General features: G+C 61.7%; 16 protein-coding genes. 10 read left to right on the top strand and 6 right to left on the bottom strand.

From position 1 onward, the window contains the following. Positions 1-8: 8 nt before the first annotated feature. On the top strand, positions 9-245 hold the full coding sequence (locus tag J7U39_RS14515) for a hypothetical protein (protein WP_210628818.1): 237 nt from the start codon (positions 9-11) through the stop codon (positions 243-245). Between the two features lie 12 nt (positions 246-257). Here J7U39_RS14515 and J7U39_RS14510 read toward each other — a convergent pair whose 3' ends face one another. Genes J7U39_RS14510 through J7U39_RS14500 form a run of 3 tightly spaced genes read right to left on the bottom strand, consistent with a single transcriptional unit; the run spans position 258 to position 4,009 of the window. Then, positions 258-1,406: an AI-2E family transporter gene (locus J7U39_RS14510; RefSeq protein WP_210628817.1), complete on the bottom strand. Its 1,149-nt coding sequence runs from the start codon at positions 1,404-1,406 to the stop codon at positions 258-260. A gap of 38 nt (positions 1,407-1,444) precedes the next feature. Next, a complete protein-coding gene (gene ppk2 / locus J7U39_RS14505) occupies positions 1,445-2,287 on the bottom strand; it encodes a polyphosphate kinase 2 (protein ID WP_210628816.1) in 843 nt (280 codons plus the stop codon). Between the two features lie 21 nt (positions 2,288-2,308). Next, entirely contained in the window at positions 2,309-4,009 is a 1,701-nt protein-coding gene (locus J7U39_RS14500) for a SulP family inorganic anion transporter (RefSeq protein WP_210628815.1), read from the bottom strand. Between the two features lie 4 nt (positions 4,010-4,013). Here J7U39_RS14500 and J7U39_RS14495 point away from each other — a divergent pair, with 4 nt between their 5' ends. From J7U39_RS14495 to J7U39_RS14480, 4 genes are all read left to right on the top strand, one after another. Next, complete coding sequence (locus J7U39_RS14495; RefSeq protein WP_210628814.1) at positions 4,014-4,178, top strand: hypothetical protein; 165 nt, start codon at positions 4,014-4,016, stop codon at positions 4,176-4,178. A 387-nt stretch (positions 4,179-4,565) separates the two neighbouring features. Then, the gene (locus tag J7U39_RS14490; RefSeq protein ID WP_210628813.1) at positions 4,566-4,880 is read left to right on the top strand and encodes a hypothetical protein; all 315 of its coding nucleotides are present in this window, start codon (positions 4,566-4,568) and stop codon (positions 4,878-4,880) included. A 39-nt stretch (positions 4,881-4,919) separates the two neighbouring features. Then, on the top strand, positions 4,920-6,338 hold the full coding sequence (locus J7U39_RS14485; protein WP_210628812.1) for a DUF3300 domain-containing protein: 1,419 nt from the start codon (positions 4,920-4,922) through the stop codon (positions 6,336-6,338). A gap of 29 nt (positions 6,339-6,367) precedes the next feature. Further along, positions 6,368-7,306 carry a DUF2950 family protein gene (locus J7U39_RS14480; protein WP_210628811.1) on the top strand — a complete coding sequence of 313 codons (939 nt, stop codon included), beginning with the start codon at positions 6,368-6,370 and terminating at the stop codon, positions 7,304-7,306. A 4-nt stretch (positions 7,307-7,310) separates the two neighbouring features. Here J7U39_RS14480 and J7U39_RS14475 read toward each other — a convergent pair whose 3' ends face one another. Further along, positions 7,311-7,799, bottom strand: coding sequence for a CYTH domain-containing protein (locus tag J7U39_RS14475; RefSeq protein ID WP_210628810.1), 489 nt, complete (start codon positions 7,797-7,799; stop codon positions 7,311-7,313). A 35-nt stretch (positions 7,800-7,834) separates the two neighbouring features. Then, positions 7,835-8,302, bottom strand: coding sequence for a hypothetical protein (locus tag J7U39_RS14470; RefSeq protein WP_210628809.1), 468 nt, complete (start codon positions 8,300-8,302; stop codon positions 7,835-7,837). Positions 8,303-8,562: 260 nt separating this feature from the next. On the opposite strand from J7U39_RS14470, the gene J7U39_RS14465 reads away from it, so the two are divergent. The 5 genes from J7U39_RS14465 (at position 8,563) to J7U39_RS14445 (ending at position 15,782) form a co-directional block, all read left to right on the top strand. Continuing rightward, the gene (locus J7U39_RS14465; RefSeq protein WP_210628808.1) at positions 8,563-10,362 is read left to right on the top strand and encodes a hypothetical protein; all 1,800 of its coding nucleotides are present in this window, start codon (positions 8,563-8,565) and stop codon (positions 10,360-10,362) included. A gap of 245 nt (positions 10,363-10,607) precedes the next feature. Next, entirely contained in the window at positions 10,608-11,819 is a 1,212-nt protein-coding gene (locus tag J7U39_RS14460) for an alpha/beta hydrolase (protein WP_210631679.1), read from the top strand. A gap of 37 nt (positions 11,820-11,856) precedes the next feature. Then, positions 11,857-14,010: a mechanosensitive ion channel family protein gene (locus J7U39_RS14455; RefSeq protein ID WP_210628807.1), complete on the top strand. Its 2,154-nt coding sequence runs from the start codon at positions 11,857-11,859 to the stop codon at positions 14,008-14,010. 60 nt (positions 14,011-14,070) lie between these two features. Further along, positions 14,071-14,553, top strand: a complete 483-nt coding sequence (locus tag J7U39_RS14450) for a hypothetical protein (RefSeq protein WP_210628806.1) — start codon at positions 14,071-14,073, stop codon at positions 14,551-14,553. A 2-nt stretch (positions 14,554-14,555) separates the two neighbouring features. Further along, the gene (locus J7U39_RS14445) at positions 14,556-15,782 is read left to right on the top strand and encodes a biotin/lipoyl-binding protein (protein ID WP_210628805.1); all 1,227 of its coding nucleotides are present in this window, start codon (positions 14,556-14,558) and stop codon (positions 15,780-15,782) included. A 206-nt stretch (positions 15,783-15,988) separates the two neighbouring features. On the opposite strand, the gene J7U39_RS14440 is transcribed toward J7U39_RS14445, so the two are convergent. After that, positions 15,989-16,570, bottom strand: coding sequence for a dihydrofolate reductase family protein (locus tag J7U39_RS14440; protein WP_210628804.1), 582 nt, complete (start codon positions 16,568-16,570; stop codon positions 15,989-15,991). Positions 16,571-16,724: the final 154 nt, after the last annotated feature.

Genomic DNA, 16,724 nt, shown 5'->3' with positions numbered 1-16,724 from the left:
GCTAGTTCATGAGCCAAGAACGCGGCCGCAGAAAACTGATGTTGCGGCTTCCAGATATCCGCCATCTGCTGGCGGACGTTACCAACGAGACCCTCGGCGAACTGTTCGAGGCCTACGATCTTGCAGTCGACGCGCTGGCTCGGTTCCGGACCCAGAACCCGAGGGAAGACAAGCTCGTTGCGGAATATGAGGAGCTCTGTCGCGACCTAGAGCAGGAGGTCGTCGTCTACTGTACCAACAGGTAGACCGGCCGTGGCCTATCCGGCACGCTCGGTTTCCACGCTGAGAGCCCGTGCGTCATCATGTTCTGATCCTTCCGCCATTGCCGCAGGCCAGGCCCAGGCTCTCAGCAGCTCGTAAAAGACACTGAGAACGACCGGTCCCAGAAAAAGCCCCAGCAGCCCATGGGCCAGAGTGCCGCCGATCACGCCGATCAGGATGACGGGCATGGGAGTGGAGAGGCCTCTCGCCATCAGGATAGGCTTCAGGATGTTGTCGACAATCGAGATCGGCACCGCAAGGCAGGTAAAGGCAAAGGCGCCGGCGAACGGCCAGGAGAACCAGGCCCAGATGACGAGGGGCAGGAGGACCAGCGCTGGCCCGAGTTGCATGACGCACAGTAAGAAGACGACGAAGGTCAGCGCTCCACGCGCTGGAACGTCGAAGACGGCAAAGCACAGTCCGCAGAGCAGGGTCTGCAGGAAAGCCACGCCGATGACACCGCGTGATACATTCCGCACCGTGCTTCCCGACAGCCGGGCGAAACCGACGCCCTTGTCGCCGGCGACCCGGCTTGCCAGAACCTGTATCGCCGCGGCCAAACGCGTTGACTGGGTGAGAAACAGGCCGGAGAGCATGATGGAGACGACAAAACTCAGCACGTCGCCGCCGATCGAGGCTAGTTTTGCCACAACAGCGCCCATGACCTCACGAATCGGCGCCTGAAACTTGATGATCGTCGAAGCCAGATCGCTGGCGACGCGATTCCAGATATCATGGAGCCGCTCGCCGACGACAGGCCAATTCCTGATGGCGTCAGGCGCTGCCGGCAGGGTAAATTCTCCGGTCCGCAACCTGCCGATCAACGCCTCTACGGTGTCGGCGAAATTGACTGCGACGAGGGCGAGCGGTGCTATGATCAGCACGAGGCAACCGGCGACTATAACGATGGCAGCGATCACCGGCCGGTTTCCGATCAACCGCGAGAGCGTCGCAAACATCGGGTAGAGAGCAACGGCAAGGATGGCGGCCCAGATGAGGATAAGCGCGAAAGGAGCAATCAGCGTCATCGTCCAGTAAGCGAACAATCCGATGATGCCCAAGCGGACCAGATCGCTTACTCTCGCCTCTATCGAAATCTGACCCGCGCCGGTCCCTGGCGTTGTCGTATCAACTGTCTGCTCCATCGTCACATCCGTGAGGTTACAGGCCGGACCCACCATGCCTATGACGTCGTGTCAGGCACGACATGGCGGATGCTGCGGTCCTCAGTGAAGTCGGCCGGTCGTTTCTGCCGTTTCCCCAGATCGGGCTCGTCAAATTTCACTCGTTCATACGGAATGGACTGCAGGATGTGAGAGATGCAGTTGATCCGTGCCCGTTTCTTGTCGTCGGAAGGCACGATCCACCACGGTGCATGGTTGGAGTCGGTCATCCGCAGCATCTCGTCATAGGCGCGCGTATAATCCCACCAGCGCTGGTAGGATTCGACATCCATGGGACTGAGCTTCCATTGCCGCACCGGATCATGGATCCGGCGCCTGAAGCGGCGCTCCTGTTCCTCCTCGGTGACCGTCAGGAAATATTTGAGAAGGATGACGCCGCTTTCGACGATGGCGGCTTCGAAGCGGGGCGCGAGTTCGAGAAAGCGCTGCGCCTTCTTGTCACTGCAGAAGCCCATGACACGATCGACGCCGGCACGGTTATACCAGCTGCGGTCGAATATCACGACTTCGCCGGCTGCCGGCAGGTGGGCGATGTAACGCTGCATGTAGATCTGCGACTTTTCCCGGTCGGTGGGAGCCGGCAGAGCCACAACGCGGAAAACACGCGGGCTGAGCCGTTCCATGATCCGCTTGATCATGCCGCCCTTGCCGGCGGCGTCGCGCCCTTCGAAGATGATGACGATCCTTGCGCCTGACTTCTTCACCCAGGCCTGAAGGTAAGCCAGCTCCACCTGCAGCCGGCCGATTTCCTTGTCATAATCCCAGGATTTCTTCTTCTTTTTATCTTTGCCGTTGCGGGTTGCCTCTGCTTCTGCCTCTCTCGGCTCGTAGTTTTCGTCCATGGCTCTCCCTCCTTCTCTCAACTAGGGTACATTGGCGGCCGGGACGGTGCGGTCGGGCTGGTCGATGTCGCCGATCAGCGTCCGCAAGGCTTCTTCCCTGCCATTGAAAAGATTGTCGGCGCCGATCGCGTTGATCACGCCGGCACGATCAAGAATCGCGCGGCTTTCCTCGCTGAGATCGGCGATCGCGAAGGTGATGTTGCGCTTCGCAAGCATGTCAGCGACGGCCTCGAGCGCGGTCGCGCCGGTGCTGTCGATATAGGTAATGGCGCTTGCATCGAGCACCAGGTATTTGGTTTCGGCGGGAAGCGCCTTGATCACCGAAATCATCCGCAAACGCACGTAATCGGCGTTGTAAAACAGGATGCTGCCCTGGACCGCGAAGACGGCCGCCCCCTCGATCGGACGGGCTTCCGGAAAGCGCTGCAGATCGAAGAAGCCGTGCCGCCCCTCGATGCGGCCAAGAAGGCCATCGCGCGGAAACATCGTCTGACGCAGCAGATAGGCGAAGGTCGCCGCGATCGCGACAATCACGCCGTTAAGGACGCCGAAGCTGATCGCTCCCCACATGGCGATCAGCGCAAAGATGAATTCGATACGGCTGATGCGCCAGATCTTCCTGAGCTCATCGATATCGATGAGGCTGATGGCAGCCGTTGCCAGGATCGCCGCCAGCGCCGGGATCGGGAGAATGCTCAGCGCATCATTCAGGAACACCAGGGCCGCGATCAAGGTGGCGGCCGAAACCAGCCCTGCAAGCTGAGAGACGCCTCCCGTCGACAGGTTTATGGCCGTGCGGGAATCGGACATGCTGATCGGAAACGAGCCGAAAAGGCCAGGTGCGATATTGGCGGCGCCAAGTCCGATCAACTCCTGGTTCGCGTCGACTTCCTCGCCGGTGCGTGACCCGAAGCTGCGCGCCGTCACTATTCCGGCGCCGAAGCTGACGAGAAAAATCGCGGCTGAACCGAGCACGGTCTTGTCGAGAGGCATCTGATGAAATGCTGGCAGGGAGAGGGCCGGCAGGCCACTCGGCAGGTCGCCGATCACGGCGATGCCGCGGCCGCGGAAATCGAAGATGGCTGACAGGACGACCGAGACCACCACTACCAGCACCGGGCCTGGAACCTTCAACTGCAGAGCCCGGACGACCCAAAGCAGCGCAAACATGGCAAGGCCGAGGATCAGGGAAGGCCAATGGATGAGGCCGCTCTTGGCGAGCATTTCGAGGAGCGGAGCGATGAGCCCGTCGGATTCGATCTTCACTCTCGTAAAGCGGCCGATCTGTCCGACGAGAATTGAAAGCGACACCCCGGCGAAAAACCCGACCAGAATCGGCCGGGACAGGAAGCTCGCGAGAACGCCGAGCCTCAATAGTTTCGCGGCGATGTAGAAGACGCCGACGCCGATCGCAAGCGCCGAAGCGATCGCCACCCGGTCGACAGCGGTTCCGGGCGGCGCGACCGCGATGATGGCGCCCATGGCAGCGGCAAGCACCGTCATCGTCGCCGCGTCAGGCCCGACGATCAAGAGCCGCGAGGGACCGAAAATCGCGTAGGCGATCGGCGCGAGGATGCTGGCATAGATGCCGGTCTCCGGCGGCAGGCCGGCGATTGCCGGGTAGGCGATGGCGCTCGGCAGGCCGACGGCAGCGATCGACAGCCCGGCGGGGATATCGCTGCGAAGCCGATCCCGGCTGAAACCGCTCAGGCCCCGCAACATTGGAATGCTACCTATCACCGCTGGCTCCTATGCTCTCACCCTTGGTCCTTCCCAGGTCATCACGCTGCTTGGCCGCACGGTCGGGATTGGCGTCAACTGGGATGGCCAGATCGCCACAACCACCCGTTCGGCAGTGTTCAGCGGCGTGCTGATGGGCGCGGCGTGCTGATGGGGTGGTTTCGTGCGTTGGCGATCAGATCTGGAACGTCGATCGCGATCATGATGCTAATCGAAACACGGCCGCTCCCTTCCGGCCGGTCTGGCACTACCGCTAGATCGCTATCAACCGCCGATATTAGGCCCGTTTCGGAGTCGAGGCTCGTAGCATCGTGTAATCTCTATCGGGTCGCGGCCATCCAGATACTCGAGGAGATCGTCTGCGCTCAGGAGCGGAGGGACGCGACCGGCTTGATACATGCCATTGCGGCCAACGCTTCGAATTCGTCCGGCGCTTGGAAGGCCGGCTACCGTAGGTTCGCGTATTTTACGTCAGCCGCCGCTGCGCCTGTTGTATAGTTTCGACATCTGCTGAGCGCAGTCGGCGGCGGGGGCGGAGATGGCGTCGGGAGATAAAAGTTCGACATATCTATCCGCCCTTGAGACGGCCGAGACTTATTTTCCCAACCAGACGCGGCTGGTACAGCGGCTTTTCTACGTAAACGAGCCCTTTCACAGCATGTGCGAGGATCTCGCGGATGCCGCCCAGGCTCTGGCGCATGTCGAGGCTCTGCCGGAAGCGGTTCGAGAGGCGCGGCGGCTGGAATATGCGGGTCTGGTCGAGGCGCTGCTGCAGGAGATGGGAGAGGCAATCGCCCAATCGAAAGTAGTCGTTCTGGGGCGACCGCCTCTCATCGGTCCGAAGTCTTCATGAAGGCGTCCGTCAAAGTTTGATCCAAGGGAGGTCGGTGCGATGAAAGCAATTCCCCACAAAGTGTCTGGGGCTCAATTTTTCGCCGGCCAACTCATTGCTGGATTGTCGGTGGTTGCGATCATCACATTGCAGCTGGCCTTGCCCGCGCGCGCCCAGGCGCCTGCACCAGCGGCCGCGCCGACCCAGACGGCTGCCGAACAGCCTGCTGCGGCGCTTCTGTCAGACGATGAGCTGGAAGTGCTCGTGGCGCGCATTGCCCTTTATCCGGACGAATTGGTTGCAGCGATTTCGGCTGCCTCGCTCTTCCCGCTGCAGATCGTCGAGGCACAGCGGTTCCTCGAGGCAAAAAAGAAGAATTCCGATCTCAAGCCGAAGAGCGATTGGGACGGGAGCGTCATTTCGCTGCTCAACTATCCCGACGTCGTCAAGATGATGAGCGAAGACCTCGACTGGACGCAATCGCTGGCGGATGCGCTCACCAATCAGCAAAAGGATGTTCTGATTGCCATTCAGCAGCTTCGCGACGAAGCGGTGGAAAAGAACATCATCAAGACGGATGACAAGGTGACCGTCGTTACCGAAAACGAAAATATCATCATCCGACCGACCGATCCCGAGAAGATCTACATCCCGCAATACCCGCCGGAAATGCTTTATGAACCGGGTTATGCCTCGGAGCCCATCTCTTACTATCCGGATTATTACGACAGCTATTATTACCCAGGGGCGGGGTTCTTTGCTGCTGCGGTCACGGGTCTGACCTGGGCAGCCATCGTCAACTGGGACGACTGGGGCGTCTGGGGCGGCCGCTGGGACGGCGATATTGATATCGACTGCAACAATTGCCTGAACGACCGCAATTTCAATGGGAAGCTTAAGTTTAACGACGTCGACTGGAGCAATGTCGACCGCAGCAAACTGAGTATAGGCAAGGACCAGTTCGCGAAGCTGGACCGGTCGTCGATCAAATCCAGTCTCCAGAGCGACAATCGCAACCAGCTGCGCAACAGAGCCAATGATATCCAGGCAAGTCAGAGGCCTGGGAATCGCGGTAACGCCGCACGCGCTGAAGATATCCGCAAGAACACGGCGCAAGGTCTGAAGGCCAAGCCCGCCGCCAATAGACCGGCAGCAAGCGATCGGCAGGGAGCGTCGAGGCCTGAGGCGCGTCCTCAGAAGGCCGCCAATCGCCCCGCCAAGCCTGCCCAGAAATCCGTCAAGAAGGCCAACAAGCCGCAAATGGCTTCGAGACCTGATAATCGCGGACGCCAGCCAAGCGCTCTCGGCAACCCGCAATCCGGTCGCCGGGAGGCCGTCTCCTCGCACCGGGGGGCGCAGAGCATGGGCCAGCGTCCTTCGGCCCGTCCACCTCAGTATAGCCGCCCTTCAGGCGGCGGCGGTGGCCGCGGTGGCGGTGGTCGTGGCGGCGGTGGCCGTGGCGGCGGTGGACGGCGGTAAGACCTGTTTCCAGCTCAGGGAGTGACATCATGAGACGCCAATCGACCGTAATTTCGCTCATGTTCGCAGCAGCGCTGTGCACGTTTTCGGCAACGCCGACGCTCCTACTGGCGCAGACGGATCTCTCCGCGTACAAGGCGGCGACGTCTTCGCCGAAGTTCGACAGCGCGCAGCTTGCGATCGACAAACTGAAGTCGGTGCTGGCTTCCAACAATATCGACGATCTTGCCGCCTTGCTCGGCCTCAACGCCGACAAGCTCCGTTCCAGCAACGAGGCGATGATCGCCTACGGATTGATCCGGGAGGGCGCAGAGCGCCAGGTGGTTCTGAAGGATCTCGGCAATCTGAAGGTCGCCGCGATCGGCGATCGGCTTTGGCCGCTGCCGTTTCCGCTGGCCGAAGACAAGGACGGCAAATGGTTCTTCGACACGCAGCGTGGCCTTGAAGAAATCATCAATCGCCGCGTCGGCGAGAACGAGCTCGCCACCATCGATACCATGCACGAATATGTGGCGGCCCAATACTGGTACGCATCCGAGGATCGTGACGGCGACGGCATCTATGAGTTCGCGAAGAAATTGATCAGCAGCCCTGGCAAGCTCGATGGCCTTTACTGGGATCCGAGCGTCTACCCCGAGGAAAGCCCGGCAAGCGCGCTGGTCGAAACGGCCGCGTTCGGAGCCGCCAAACGCGGCGAGGGTTACTACGGCTATCGCTACCGTATCCTGACATCCCAGGGAGACAATGTCCTTGGCGGCAAGCAAAGTTATGTCATCAACGGCTATATGACCGGCGGTTTTGCGCTGATTGCCTGGCCGGTCAAATATAGGGTGACCGGCGTGCAGACGTTCATGGTCAACGGAATGAGCGTCATCTACCAGCGTGATCTCGGCCCGACGACGGAAGAGCAGGCTGCGGCGATCAAGGATTTCAATCCGGACGCAAATTGGACCGTCGTAAAGGATTAAGGTTTCAGCCGGCGCCGCCCTGCGCCGCCGGCTGTTGTGGGGGCGGGGCAGCTGCCATGGCGCGGTTGGAGTATCGCCGCTCGCCCGTGACCTCGCGCCCCAGCCATTGCGGCAGGTTGAACCGGTCATCCTCACTCGCCATTTCGATTTCGGCGAGTGTTAATCCCTGGTAAGCGCCGGCGAACACGTCCACCTCCCAGCTTTGGCCGTCATGCAGGACGCGGTATCGGGTCTTTTCAAGGACATGACCTGCGTGGAGAAGGAGATCGCGTGCCTCCTCGACCGGAATGTCATACTCAAATTCCTCGCGGGCCAGGCCTGGCGAGCGGAATTTGATTGTCAGGCGCGCGGAACGCCCGTCGATCAGGCGGACGCGCACGCAGTTCTGATCGACGCCAAGATAGGCCTGTTGCAGGACGCGCGGCGCGTCGGCGTAAACGCGCCAACTGTCGTCCCGGACCAGGAACTTTCGCTCGATCTCTATCGCTTTCAACAGGATATTCCCTCGCTCGTGCCTGCTCTTTGGCGTCAGTCGACAGGGGGTTCCCAAGTGAGGAAGAAGCCGACGTCTCCAGGCATCCCGTCGGGGAAATTGATGATCATCGCCTTCAGACCGTAGCCTTGCGGCTTGGCGACCTCCTCGAACAGTCCATACAGCTCCTTCGCCTTCCCCTGCAGCGTCTTCTGCCATCCGGCAAGGTTATTGTTGATCGCGCGGCCGCTGTCCGTGCAGAAGGTCGATGGAAAGCTGTAGATCAGCGCCTCGTATTTGCCATCCGCGGCCGCTTTCATCACCAGGCGTTTGATGACGGCGCGTTCCGCTTCTCCAATCTGCTTGCGGAAGAAATCCTCGACAAAATCAGCATGTTTCTTCGCTTCACGCGCCTTGATCTTGTCGCTGCGCTCCATTTCCACGAGCTGGAGTTCCAAAGCGCGCTTGCGCAGCTCCTCGGCGCTCGTCATAGCATGGGATGTGGACGTTTCAGGTGATGTCATCGCCGCCTCCTCCGGAATGTTCAGGTGATGATAGAGTGCACGGAGAGACGAAGGCAGTAAAATACATGTCCGCCCCGGTAGGATACGGTATCCTACGCCGGTACGAGCTATACAGGCCTGTATTGGCCCCTGGCGACCGTTGAATAAAGCGATCCTTAATTAGCTTATTCTTCTGAAGAGCATTGCCGTTGTGTCGACGCAGGTCTATCGTCGATGACTGCATGCTGCAGGTTGTTCGCAATCGGAGTCTGGGGGAGCCGATGCCAAATGCAGACGTTGACAGGGCGAGCAGCGACATTTCTTCACCCGAAGAGGTGCAGCGGCAACTTGAGCGTATTCTGTCCAGTCCCGAGTTTCGTCTTCCAGAGCGAGCGGGGAGGTTCCTCGAATTCGTGGTGACCGAGACGCTTGCCGGCCGTCGCGACTACCTGAAGGCATTTACCATCGCGCAGGCGGTTTTCGGCCGAGATGCAAATTTCGATGCTCAGCAGGATCCCTGTGTCCGTATCGAAGCAGGACGACTGCGCAGGGAACTGGAACATTATTACCTGACCGCCGGCGCCGCGGACCGGGTCGTCATTACAATTCCCAGAGGCGGCTATGCGCCTGTCTTCGAGGTGAGGCAAGGAGCCCAGCCTGCAGATATGCCGCAAACCGGACAGGCCGCTCCGCTGACACCTCCGGCAGATGAGGGGCAGCAAGGCGCCCGGGCAGCGGATACGGACGGCCGAGACAAGGCGAACCGGCGTGTGGCATGGTCCCGATATTGGCTTTCCGCAGGAGGCGCGGCGGTCGTGTTCGTCGCCGCCGCCGCGATGCTTCAGCACGGGGGGACGTTCAAAACCGAAAACGACATGCCGTCTGGAGCCGTCGGCCACCCCATCATTGTCGTCGAACGTTTCGAAAGCGCCTCCGGCAGCGGGGTTGCATCCGACATTTCCCGCGGCATCACCGATGACATCATCGAAAAGCTCGTTCCCTTCAATGACATCGTCGTCGCCGCCGCTTTGCCGCGCAATCGGGATGGCCAGTGGTCGTCGCAACCGATCTATGCCTTGCAGGGGAGTATCAGGCTGGAAGGCGAAACGCTGCGCTCGACGGCCAGACTTGTGCGGCGAGCCGATGGCACCGTCATCTGGGCAAACAATTACGATGCGGACATGAAGGTCCAGGGCGTCTTGCAGGCGCAGGCAGGTCTTGCCGAGGACATTGCGACGGCGGTCGCGCGCCCATTCGGCGTTATATTCGAGGCGGACACCGCCAGCATCGCCGGAAACGCGGACGCGTTTTCCTGCATTCTGTCCTACTACAGCTATCGGAGCGAAATGACCCCGCAGGCGCAGGAAGCGGCAAAATCCTGCCTGCAGCATGCTGTGGAAAAGATGCCCGATGATTCCAATGTCACTGCCTTTCTTTCGCTCACCTATCTCGACGAATTCCGCTTTCCATATCAGCTGAACACGAAACCAACCGCCGCCACGCTGGCGATTGCCAAGGAGCTTGCCGAACGCGCCGTGCGTCTCGATCCGAAGAATGCCCGAGCTCTGCAGGCGTTGATGCTTGCCAACTTTTTCGGCAATGACCCAACCGAGGCCTTGCGGGCCGGCGAAGCTGCGTATGCCAGCAATCCAAACGACACCGAAGTGGCGGGCGAATACGGCCTGCGCCTGGCGATGTCGGGAAAATGGGACAGGGGCTGCGAGCTGATTTCGGAGGCGGTCGGCAAGAATGCCGGACCACAGGGATACTATGAGGTAGGAATGGCGCTCTGCGCCTTCATGCGGGGCGATATCCAGGCTGCCGAATTATGGTCGCGCATGTCGGACCTCAACTACAATCCGATGCATCGCCTCGTCCTGCTTTCGATTCTCGGCACCCTCGGAAAATCGGCGGAGGCAAAGGAGCAAATCGACTGGATCGAGGCCCGATCGCCCGCCTTGATCCCGAATGTCCGGCGGGAGGTCGTCCGGCGGCTGGCAAGAATCGAGGACCAAGAACGATTTTTCTCCGGGCTTGAGGCTGCCGGCCTGCCAGTTCAAAACGACCAGCCGGCGAATTGACGGCGGTGTGTCCGACCGGCTGTCCTCGCCCTCGGCCGAACGACGCGCAGGGTGCTGTTACCTGTAACATACAGGATCATACATGCCTGCGGCTTCGTCTTTGGCCCAATCTCTTCCATGCAGGACCGGGGTCGGTCCCGGCAGCATGCGTCAGGGTGGGGAGCAGTGTGAACATAAGCAACATGCGCGGCAGTCAGGCCGCTTTTCGGCAGACGCTTCGAGGGCTTCTGGTCTGCGTTACGGTGATGTGCCTGTCAGGCTGCGGCGGGCATCCGAAAGGCGTGCTAACCCCGGTCGCCGAAACCTCCCCCCGCGCCGATCGCGTCGACATGCTGGTCGCCACGACGCGCAGCCGCTCGCCTGTTCCCGGAGAGATGTTCAGCGGCGAGCGCGCCCGCCAGCCCACCTTCGCCGATATCACCGTCTCGATCCCGCCTGGGCGCAAGGAAGGTGAAGTCGCCTGGCCGAAGAAGTTGCCGTCCAATCCCAAGACCGATTTTGCGACGCTCAAGGCAACCGAGTTGGATGTCGATGCCGCAAAGGCCTGGCTCAGCGCCAGCGTGCGCAAGAGCCCCGACAAGAGCGTTTTCGTCTTCATCCACGGCTACAACACCCGCTTCGAGGACTCCGTCTACCGTTTTGCCCAGATCGTTCATGATTCCGGCGTTCATAGCGCGCCGGTGCTGGTGACGTGGCCCTCGCGCGGACGGCTGCTGGCCTACGGCTATGATCGGGAGAGCACCAATTACACCCGCAACGCGCTGGAGAAGCTCTTTCAATATCTCTACCATGATCCGGAGATCAAGGAAGTCTCGATCCTCGCCCATTCGATGGGCAATTGGCTTGCTATGGAGGGCCTGCGGCAGATGGCGATCCGCAATGGCCGCCTGCCGGCGAAATTCAAGAACGTCATGCTCGCGGCTCCCGACGTCGATGTCGACGTGTTCCGCCAGCAGATCGCCGACATGGGAAAGCAGCACCCCCAATTCACCCTCTTCGTATCCCGTGACGATAAGGCGCTCGCCGTCTCCCGAAGGGTCTGGGGCGATGTCGCCCGTCTCGGCTCGATCGATCCGGAGCAGGCGCCTTACAAGCAGGAACTCGAGGAATACGACATCAATGTCATCGACTTGACGAAGGTGAAGACCAGCGACCCTCTCAACCACGCCAAGTTCGCGGCTTCGCCCGCGATCGTCCAGCTGATCGGCGCCCGTATCTCGGAAGGACAGACGCTGACTGACAGCCGAGTCGGTCTCGGGGAGAGAATTCTTGCGGCGACGACGGAAACGGCGGCCGCCGCGGGCAATGCTGCGGGTCTGGTGTTGGCGGCGCCTGCCGCCGTCGTCGATCGGGACACACGCGACGCCTATGCCGCCGAGGTCAGCGCGGTTGCCGGGCCCGGCGGCAAGTCGAAGCCGGCCTGTGGCAATGCTTTCAGGACGGAATGCCGGCCATAGGGCGCGCAGTGCGCGATACGCGGGATTGGGAGTGATCATGTCGATAGTGTCATCAAGGAACGTTCTTCGGACGCTGCTCCTGGCGGTGATCGCATCCCTCGCCGCCGCACTGACGGCCATGCCCGCGATGTCGCAGACACCGCCGGCCGCACTGCCGGCCGAACGGATCGAGCAGTTCATAGCCTTGTCCACCGATCCGGCGGTGCAGGACTGGCTGAAGCAGCAGGCAGCGGCAAAAGCCGCTGCCGAACCAGGCGAGGCGAAGCCAACCGATCCCTCTTTTTCCGAATTCGCCACACGCTTCCGCCGGCATTCCTCCGATCTGATGAATGCTGCGACCTCGTTTCCATCGCAGATGATGGCGGCCGCGGCGGTGCTCGAGCGTGATATCCAGGCGAACGGCGGCACCCGGCCGGTGGTGCTCTTGATCGCCTTCATGGCGGCAGGTTTTGCCGCCCAGTGGTTTTTCCGGCGGATCAGCGGCGGCTGGCGCGCCTGGATGGAGCAGGCGTCCTTTTCGACCGTCCGGGAGCGGCTTGTCCTTCTCGGCGCCAAACTTCTCTGGGAAGCATGCCACGTGTTCGCTTTCGCGCTCGGCAGCATCGGCTTCTTCCTCATCTTCGACTGGCCGCCGCTCGTGCGCGAAATCGTCGTCGGCTACCTCTTCGCCCTCGTCGCCTTCCGCCTAGCCGCCGCGCTCCTGCGCGTTTGGCTCGCGCCCCCCGCCGCCGCGGCGCAGCCAGGATTTCGCGTGGTCCCCGTCAGCGATCCGGCCGCGGCCCATTGGGCGCGCCGCCTCGCCTATCTCTGCGGCTGGTTCGCCTTCGGCTGGGTGACGGTGCGGCTGCTTGCAACGCTCGGCCTTCCCCCCGCCTCGCGGCTGCTCGTCGCCTATACGCTGGGTGTCGTGCTGTTGGCGATCGCGATCGAAAGCCTGTGGCGCCGGCCGGTGGACGCGCCGGTCGAGGGGCAGGCGCCCCGCATCGGCCGGACGATCCGCAATTGGCTGTGGACCGCCTATTTCATCGGTCTCTGGGCTCTCTGGGTCGTCGGTGCGACGAAGCTCTTCTGGATCGTCGCGGTGTGCGCCGCCTTGCCGGCGGTCCTCGCGCTCACCCGTGTCTCCATCGCCAACATTCTGTCCTCTCCCGCCGGCGAGGAAAAGGCCGAGCGGGCAAGCATCGCCTCCGTGCTGGTGGAGCGCGGTGTGCGGGCAGTGGTCATCGTCGGGGCCATCCTCCTGCTCGCCCGTGCCCTCGACGTCGAGTTGACCCGCATGACGATGCAGGACACCCCGATGCTGCGCATCGTCAGGGGCATGCTCAGCGCCGGCATCATCCTTCTCGTCATCGATCTCGCCTGGAGCCTGGTGCGCGTCGTCATCGACCGCAAGCTTGGCGAGACCGATACGCCCCAAGAGGCCGGCAGCGACACGGCCCGCCGCCGGGCGCGGATCCGAACGCTGCTGCCGATCCTGCGCAACGTTCTGATGATCCTCTTTGCCGCAATTGCAGTGATGATGGCGCTGTCTTCGCTCGGCGTCGAGATCGGGCCGCTGATCGCCGGCGCCGGCGTCGTCGGCGTTGCGATCGGCTTCGGCGCCCAGACCGTCGTCAAGGACATCATCAGCGGCGTATTCTACCTGCTCGACGACGCTTTCCGCGTCGGCGAATACATCCAGAGCGGCAATTACAAGGGAAGCGTCGAATCCTTCAGCCTTCGATCGGTGAAGCTCAGGCATCACCGCGGCGCCGTCTACATCGTGCCCTTCAGCGAATTGGGCGCGATCCAGAACATGAGCCGCGACTGGGTGATCGAGAAGATGACGGTCAGCGTGGCCTATGATGCCGATGTCGAGAAGGCCCGCAAGATCATCAAGAAGATCGGCCAGGAACTGTTCGCCGACCCCGAGTTCAAGCCCATCACGATTGAGCCGCTGAAAATGCAGGGCATCGACAGCCTGGGCGACTCCGGGTTGCTGCTACGCATGAAGTTCATGACGCTTCCCGGAGAGCAGTTCACGCTGAAGCGCCGGGCGCTGCGGATGATCTATGAGGCCTTCCATGAAAACGGCATCCGCCTTGCCGTGCCGACCGTCCAGGTCGCCGGCGACAAGGTTGCCGATACGGCCGCAGCTGCTCAGCAGGCTCTGACGGCGCACAAACAGGCCCTGGCGGCAGGCGCCGGCTGACATGATCCATGCGGCCTGCCGGCTGGCAGGCGACTATCGCGTTCAGGAAAGGAGATTTCGATGGAAGACTATCACTCCGCTCTCACCGATCACGTGCCCGGCTTCATCACCGAGCCGGGCCAGACCGACTATTTGTTTGTCGGCGTCATCGTCTTTCTGATCGTGATGATTCTGGTGGTCGGCAACCTCTACTTCCAGCTTCACGCCATCCCCGAACGCATCGCCCACCGCACCAACAAGGTGCAGATGGAGATTGTCGCGGTTCTGGCGCTGATCTCGCTCTTCACCCACAATCACCTTTACTGGATCCTTGGTCTGCTCCTGGCCTTCGTTCGGTTTCCCGATTTTACGACCCCGCTCTATTCGATCGCCCGCTCGCTCGCCAGGCTCGCCGGACGCGACCCGGACGAGCTCGAGGATGAGGCGCCGGTCGCAGCCGATCACCCGGAACCGGTCCGCGCGCCGACGCCAGCGCCAGAAGCAGTGGCAGAGGCACCACCCGCCCGGACGCCCGCCAAGACACTGCACGAAGAGGGGATCTGATCATGTTCGAATTAATGCTCTGCTCAATGCTGACCATCTTCCCGGACTATCTCTATCGACGCTATGTCCAGGGCAAGCGCATCGGCCAGGAGATCACCCTTTACAGCATGTGGTACGAACTGCGCTGGGGCATTTCCGCCTGCCTGATCCTGACCGTTTCGCTGATCACCATGATCTTCTATTTCCATCCCTCGACAAAAACGGTCACGGCCATATTCCGCACGGTCACGATCCTGCCGGAGGCCTCCGGCCGGGTGGATGAGGTCTTTGTCGGCGTCAACGAAAAGGTCGCCGCCGGCGCGCCGCTCTTCCGCCTCGACGATTCACAGCAGAAGGCGGCATTCGAAACCGCCAGCCGGCAAATCGCCGAAGTCGAAGCCGAAGCGAAGGTCGCGCAGACCGAGCTTGCGAGCATGGACGGCCAGATTCAGGAGGCCGACGGCGCCCTGAAAGTGGCTGAGGACGAGTTGGAGATGAAGACCCAGCTCCTGAAAAACGATGCCGTCGCCCGCCGGGAGGTGGTCCGCCTCACCAATACGGTCGAAGGCCGCAAAGGCTCCCTCAGCGCTGCGCTTGCCAAGAAACAGACGCTGGAAACCAAACTCAGCGTTCTCCTGCCGGCGCAGAAGGCGAGCGCCGAGGCCGCCCGGGCGGAGGCGCAGGTGGAACTCGACAAGACCGTCGTCAAGGCGGGGGTAGCGGGCACAGTCCAGCAATTCACATTGCGCCCCGGCGATGTGCTGAACACCATGCTGCGTCCTGCCGGCATCCTGGTGCCGAGCGAAGCGGGCCGCGGAACGCTGATCGCCGGTTTTGGGCAGATCGAGGCGCAGGTGATGAAACCCGGAATGGTCGCGGAGGCCGTCTGCGTCGGCAAGCCGTTCACCATCATCCCGCTCGTGGTGACCGAGGTGCAGGACGTGATCGCGGCCGGCCAGCTGCGCCCCACCGACCAGCTGCTCGACGTACAGCAGCTGGCAAAACCCGGCACGCTGACGGTGTTCCTGCAGCCGCTGTTCGACGGCGGCCTGGATGATGTGCCGCCAGGCAGCAGTTGCATCGCCAATGCCTATACCAACAATCACGATGCGCTCGCTGATCCCAACATCAGCACCCCGCGCTGGTTATTCCTGCATGTGGTCGACACGGTCGGTCTCGTGCATGCCATGATCCTGCGTATACAGGCGATGTTCCTGCCGGTTCAGACCCTGGTTTTCGCCGGGCATTGATCTCGATGCGCATTGTCCGCCAGGACGCCACGGCCCATTTCGATGGTGCTGGCCTTTTACGGCCATGTATGGCCAGAGGCTGACCGGCGTGAGCAGCCGATCGAATGGCCGTCGGCGGACCAGCTGAAAATGCGCCTTTGCATCGAGCAGATGTTCGTGGCTGCCCAGCTTCAGGCAATAGTAGGCCGCCGCGGTCTCGTCAGACGCTAGGAACTGGATTGGCGACGGACACGATAGCGGATGTGTGTCGCCGCCGGCGTGTCGATTACCCTGACAAGCTCCAGTTCGATCTCTGACGGCAAAACATCGAACAGCCGGCGGCCGCGACCGAGCAGCACCGGGATCAGATGGATCTGGATCTCGTCCAGCACCCCGGCCCGGAGTGCTTCTTGCGCCGTATAACCACCCCGCAGTTGTACGTCCCGATCGCCGGCCGCAGCCTTCGCCAGCGCCATCGCGCTCTCGATTCCGTCATTCACGTAGGTCACCAACGGATAACCCCAACGGGCGGCGGGCGGCGGAGGCCGGTGACTGGGCACGAAGATCGGGGCGCCGCCATGACTGCCTCCCCAGTGATCCATGAGCTCGGCGGTCCGCCGGCCGGCAAGGACTGAACCGGCCGCCTTCCATTCGGCTTCAAATTCACGCACGGGCCCGGCCTGAGCGGATCCCCCGTCGGCGTCCGCCCAGTGGTGCAGCCGCTCTCCATCCTCGCCTCCAAGATAATCGTTATCGTCGGCGATATACCCATCGAGGGACATCGACATGTCGAGGATGGATTTGGACATTTCGTTCTCCTGTGACGACTTAAGGTCAAGTGTGCGAAGGGTGCTGTCGGCAGGTGCTGTGGGCGCCGTGCCGGGATTCGATCGTTCGGCGCGTTAGACGTATTCACGACGATCAATGTTGCACGGCAATTGGACTGTCGAAAGAACCGATTGT

The sequence above is a fragment of the Rhizobium sp. NLR16a genome (genome assembly GCF_017948245.1).
Taxonomy (GTDB): Bacteria; Pseudomonadota; Alphaproteobacteria; order Rhizobiales; family Rhizobiaceae; genus Rhizobium.
This window is presented reverse-complemented; position numbering and strand designations above follow the sequence as displayed.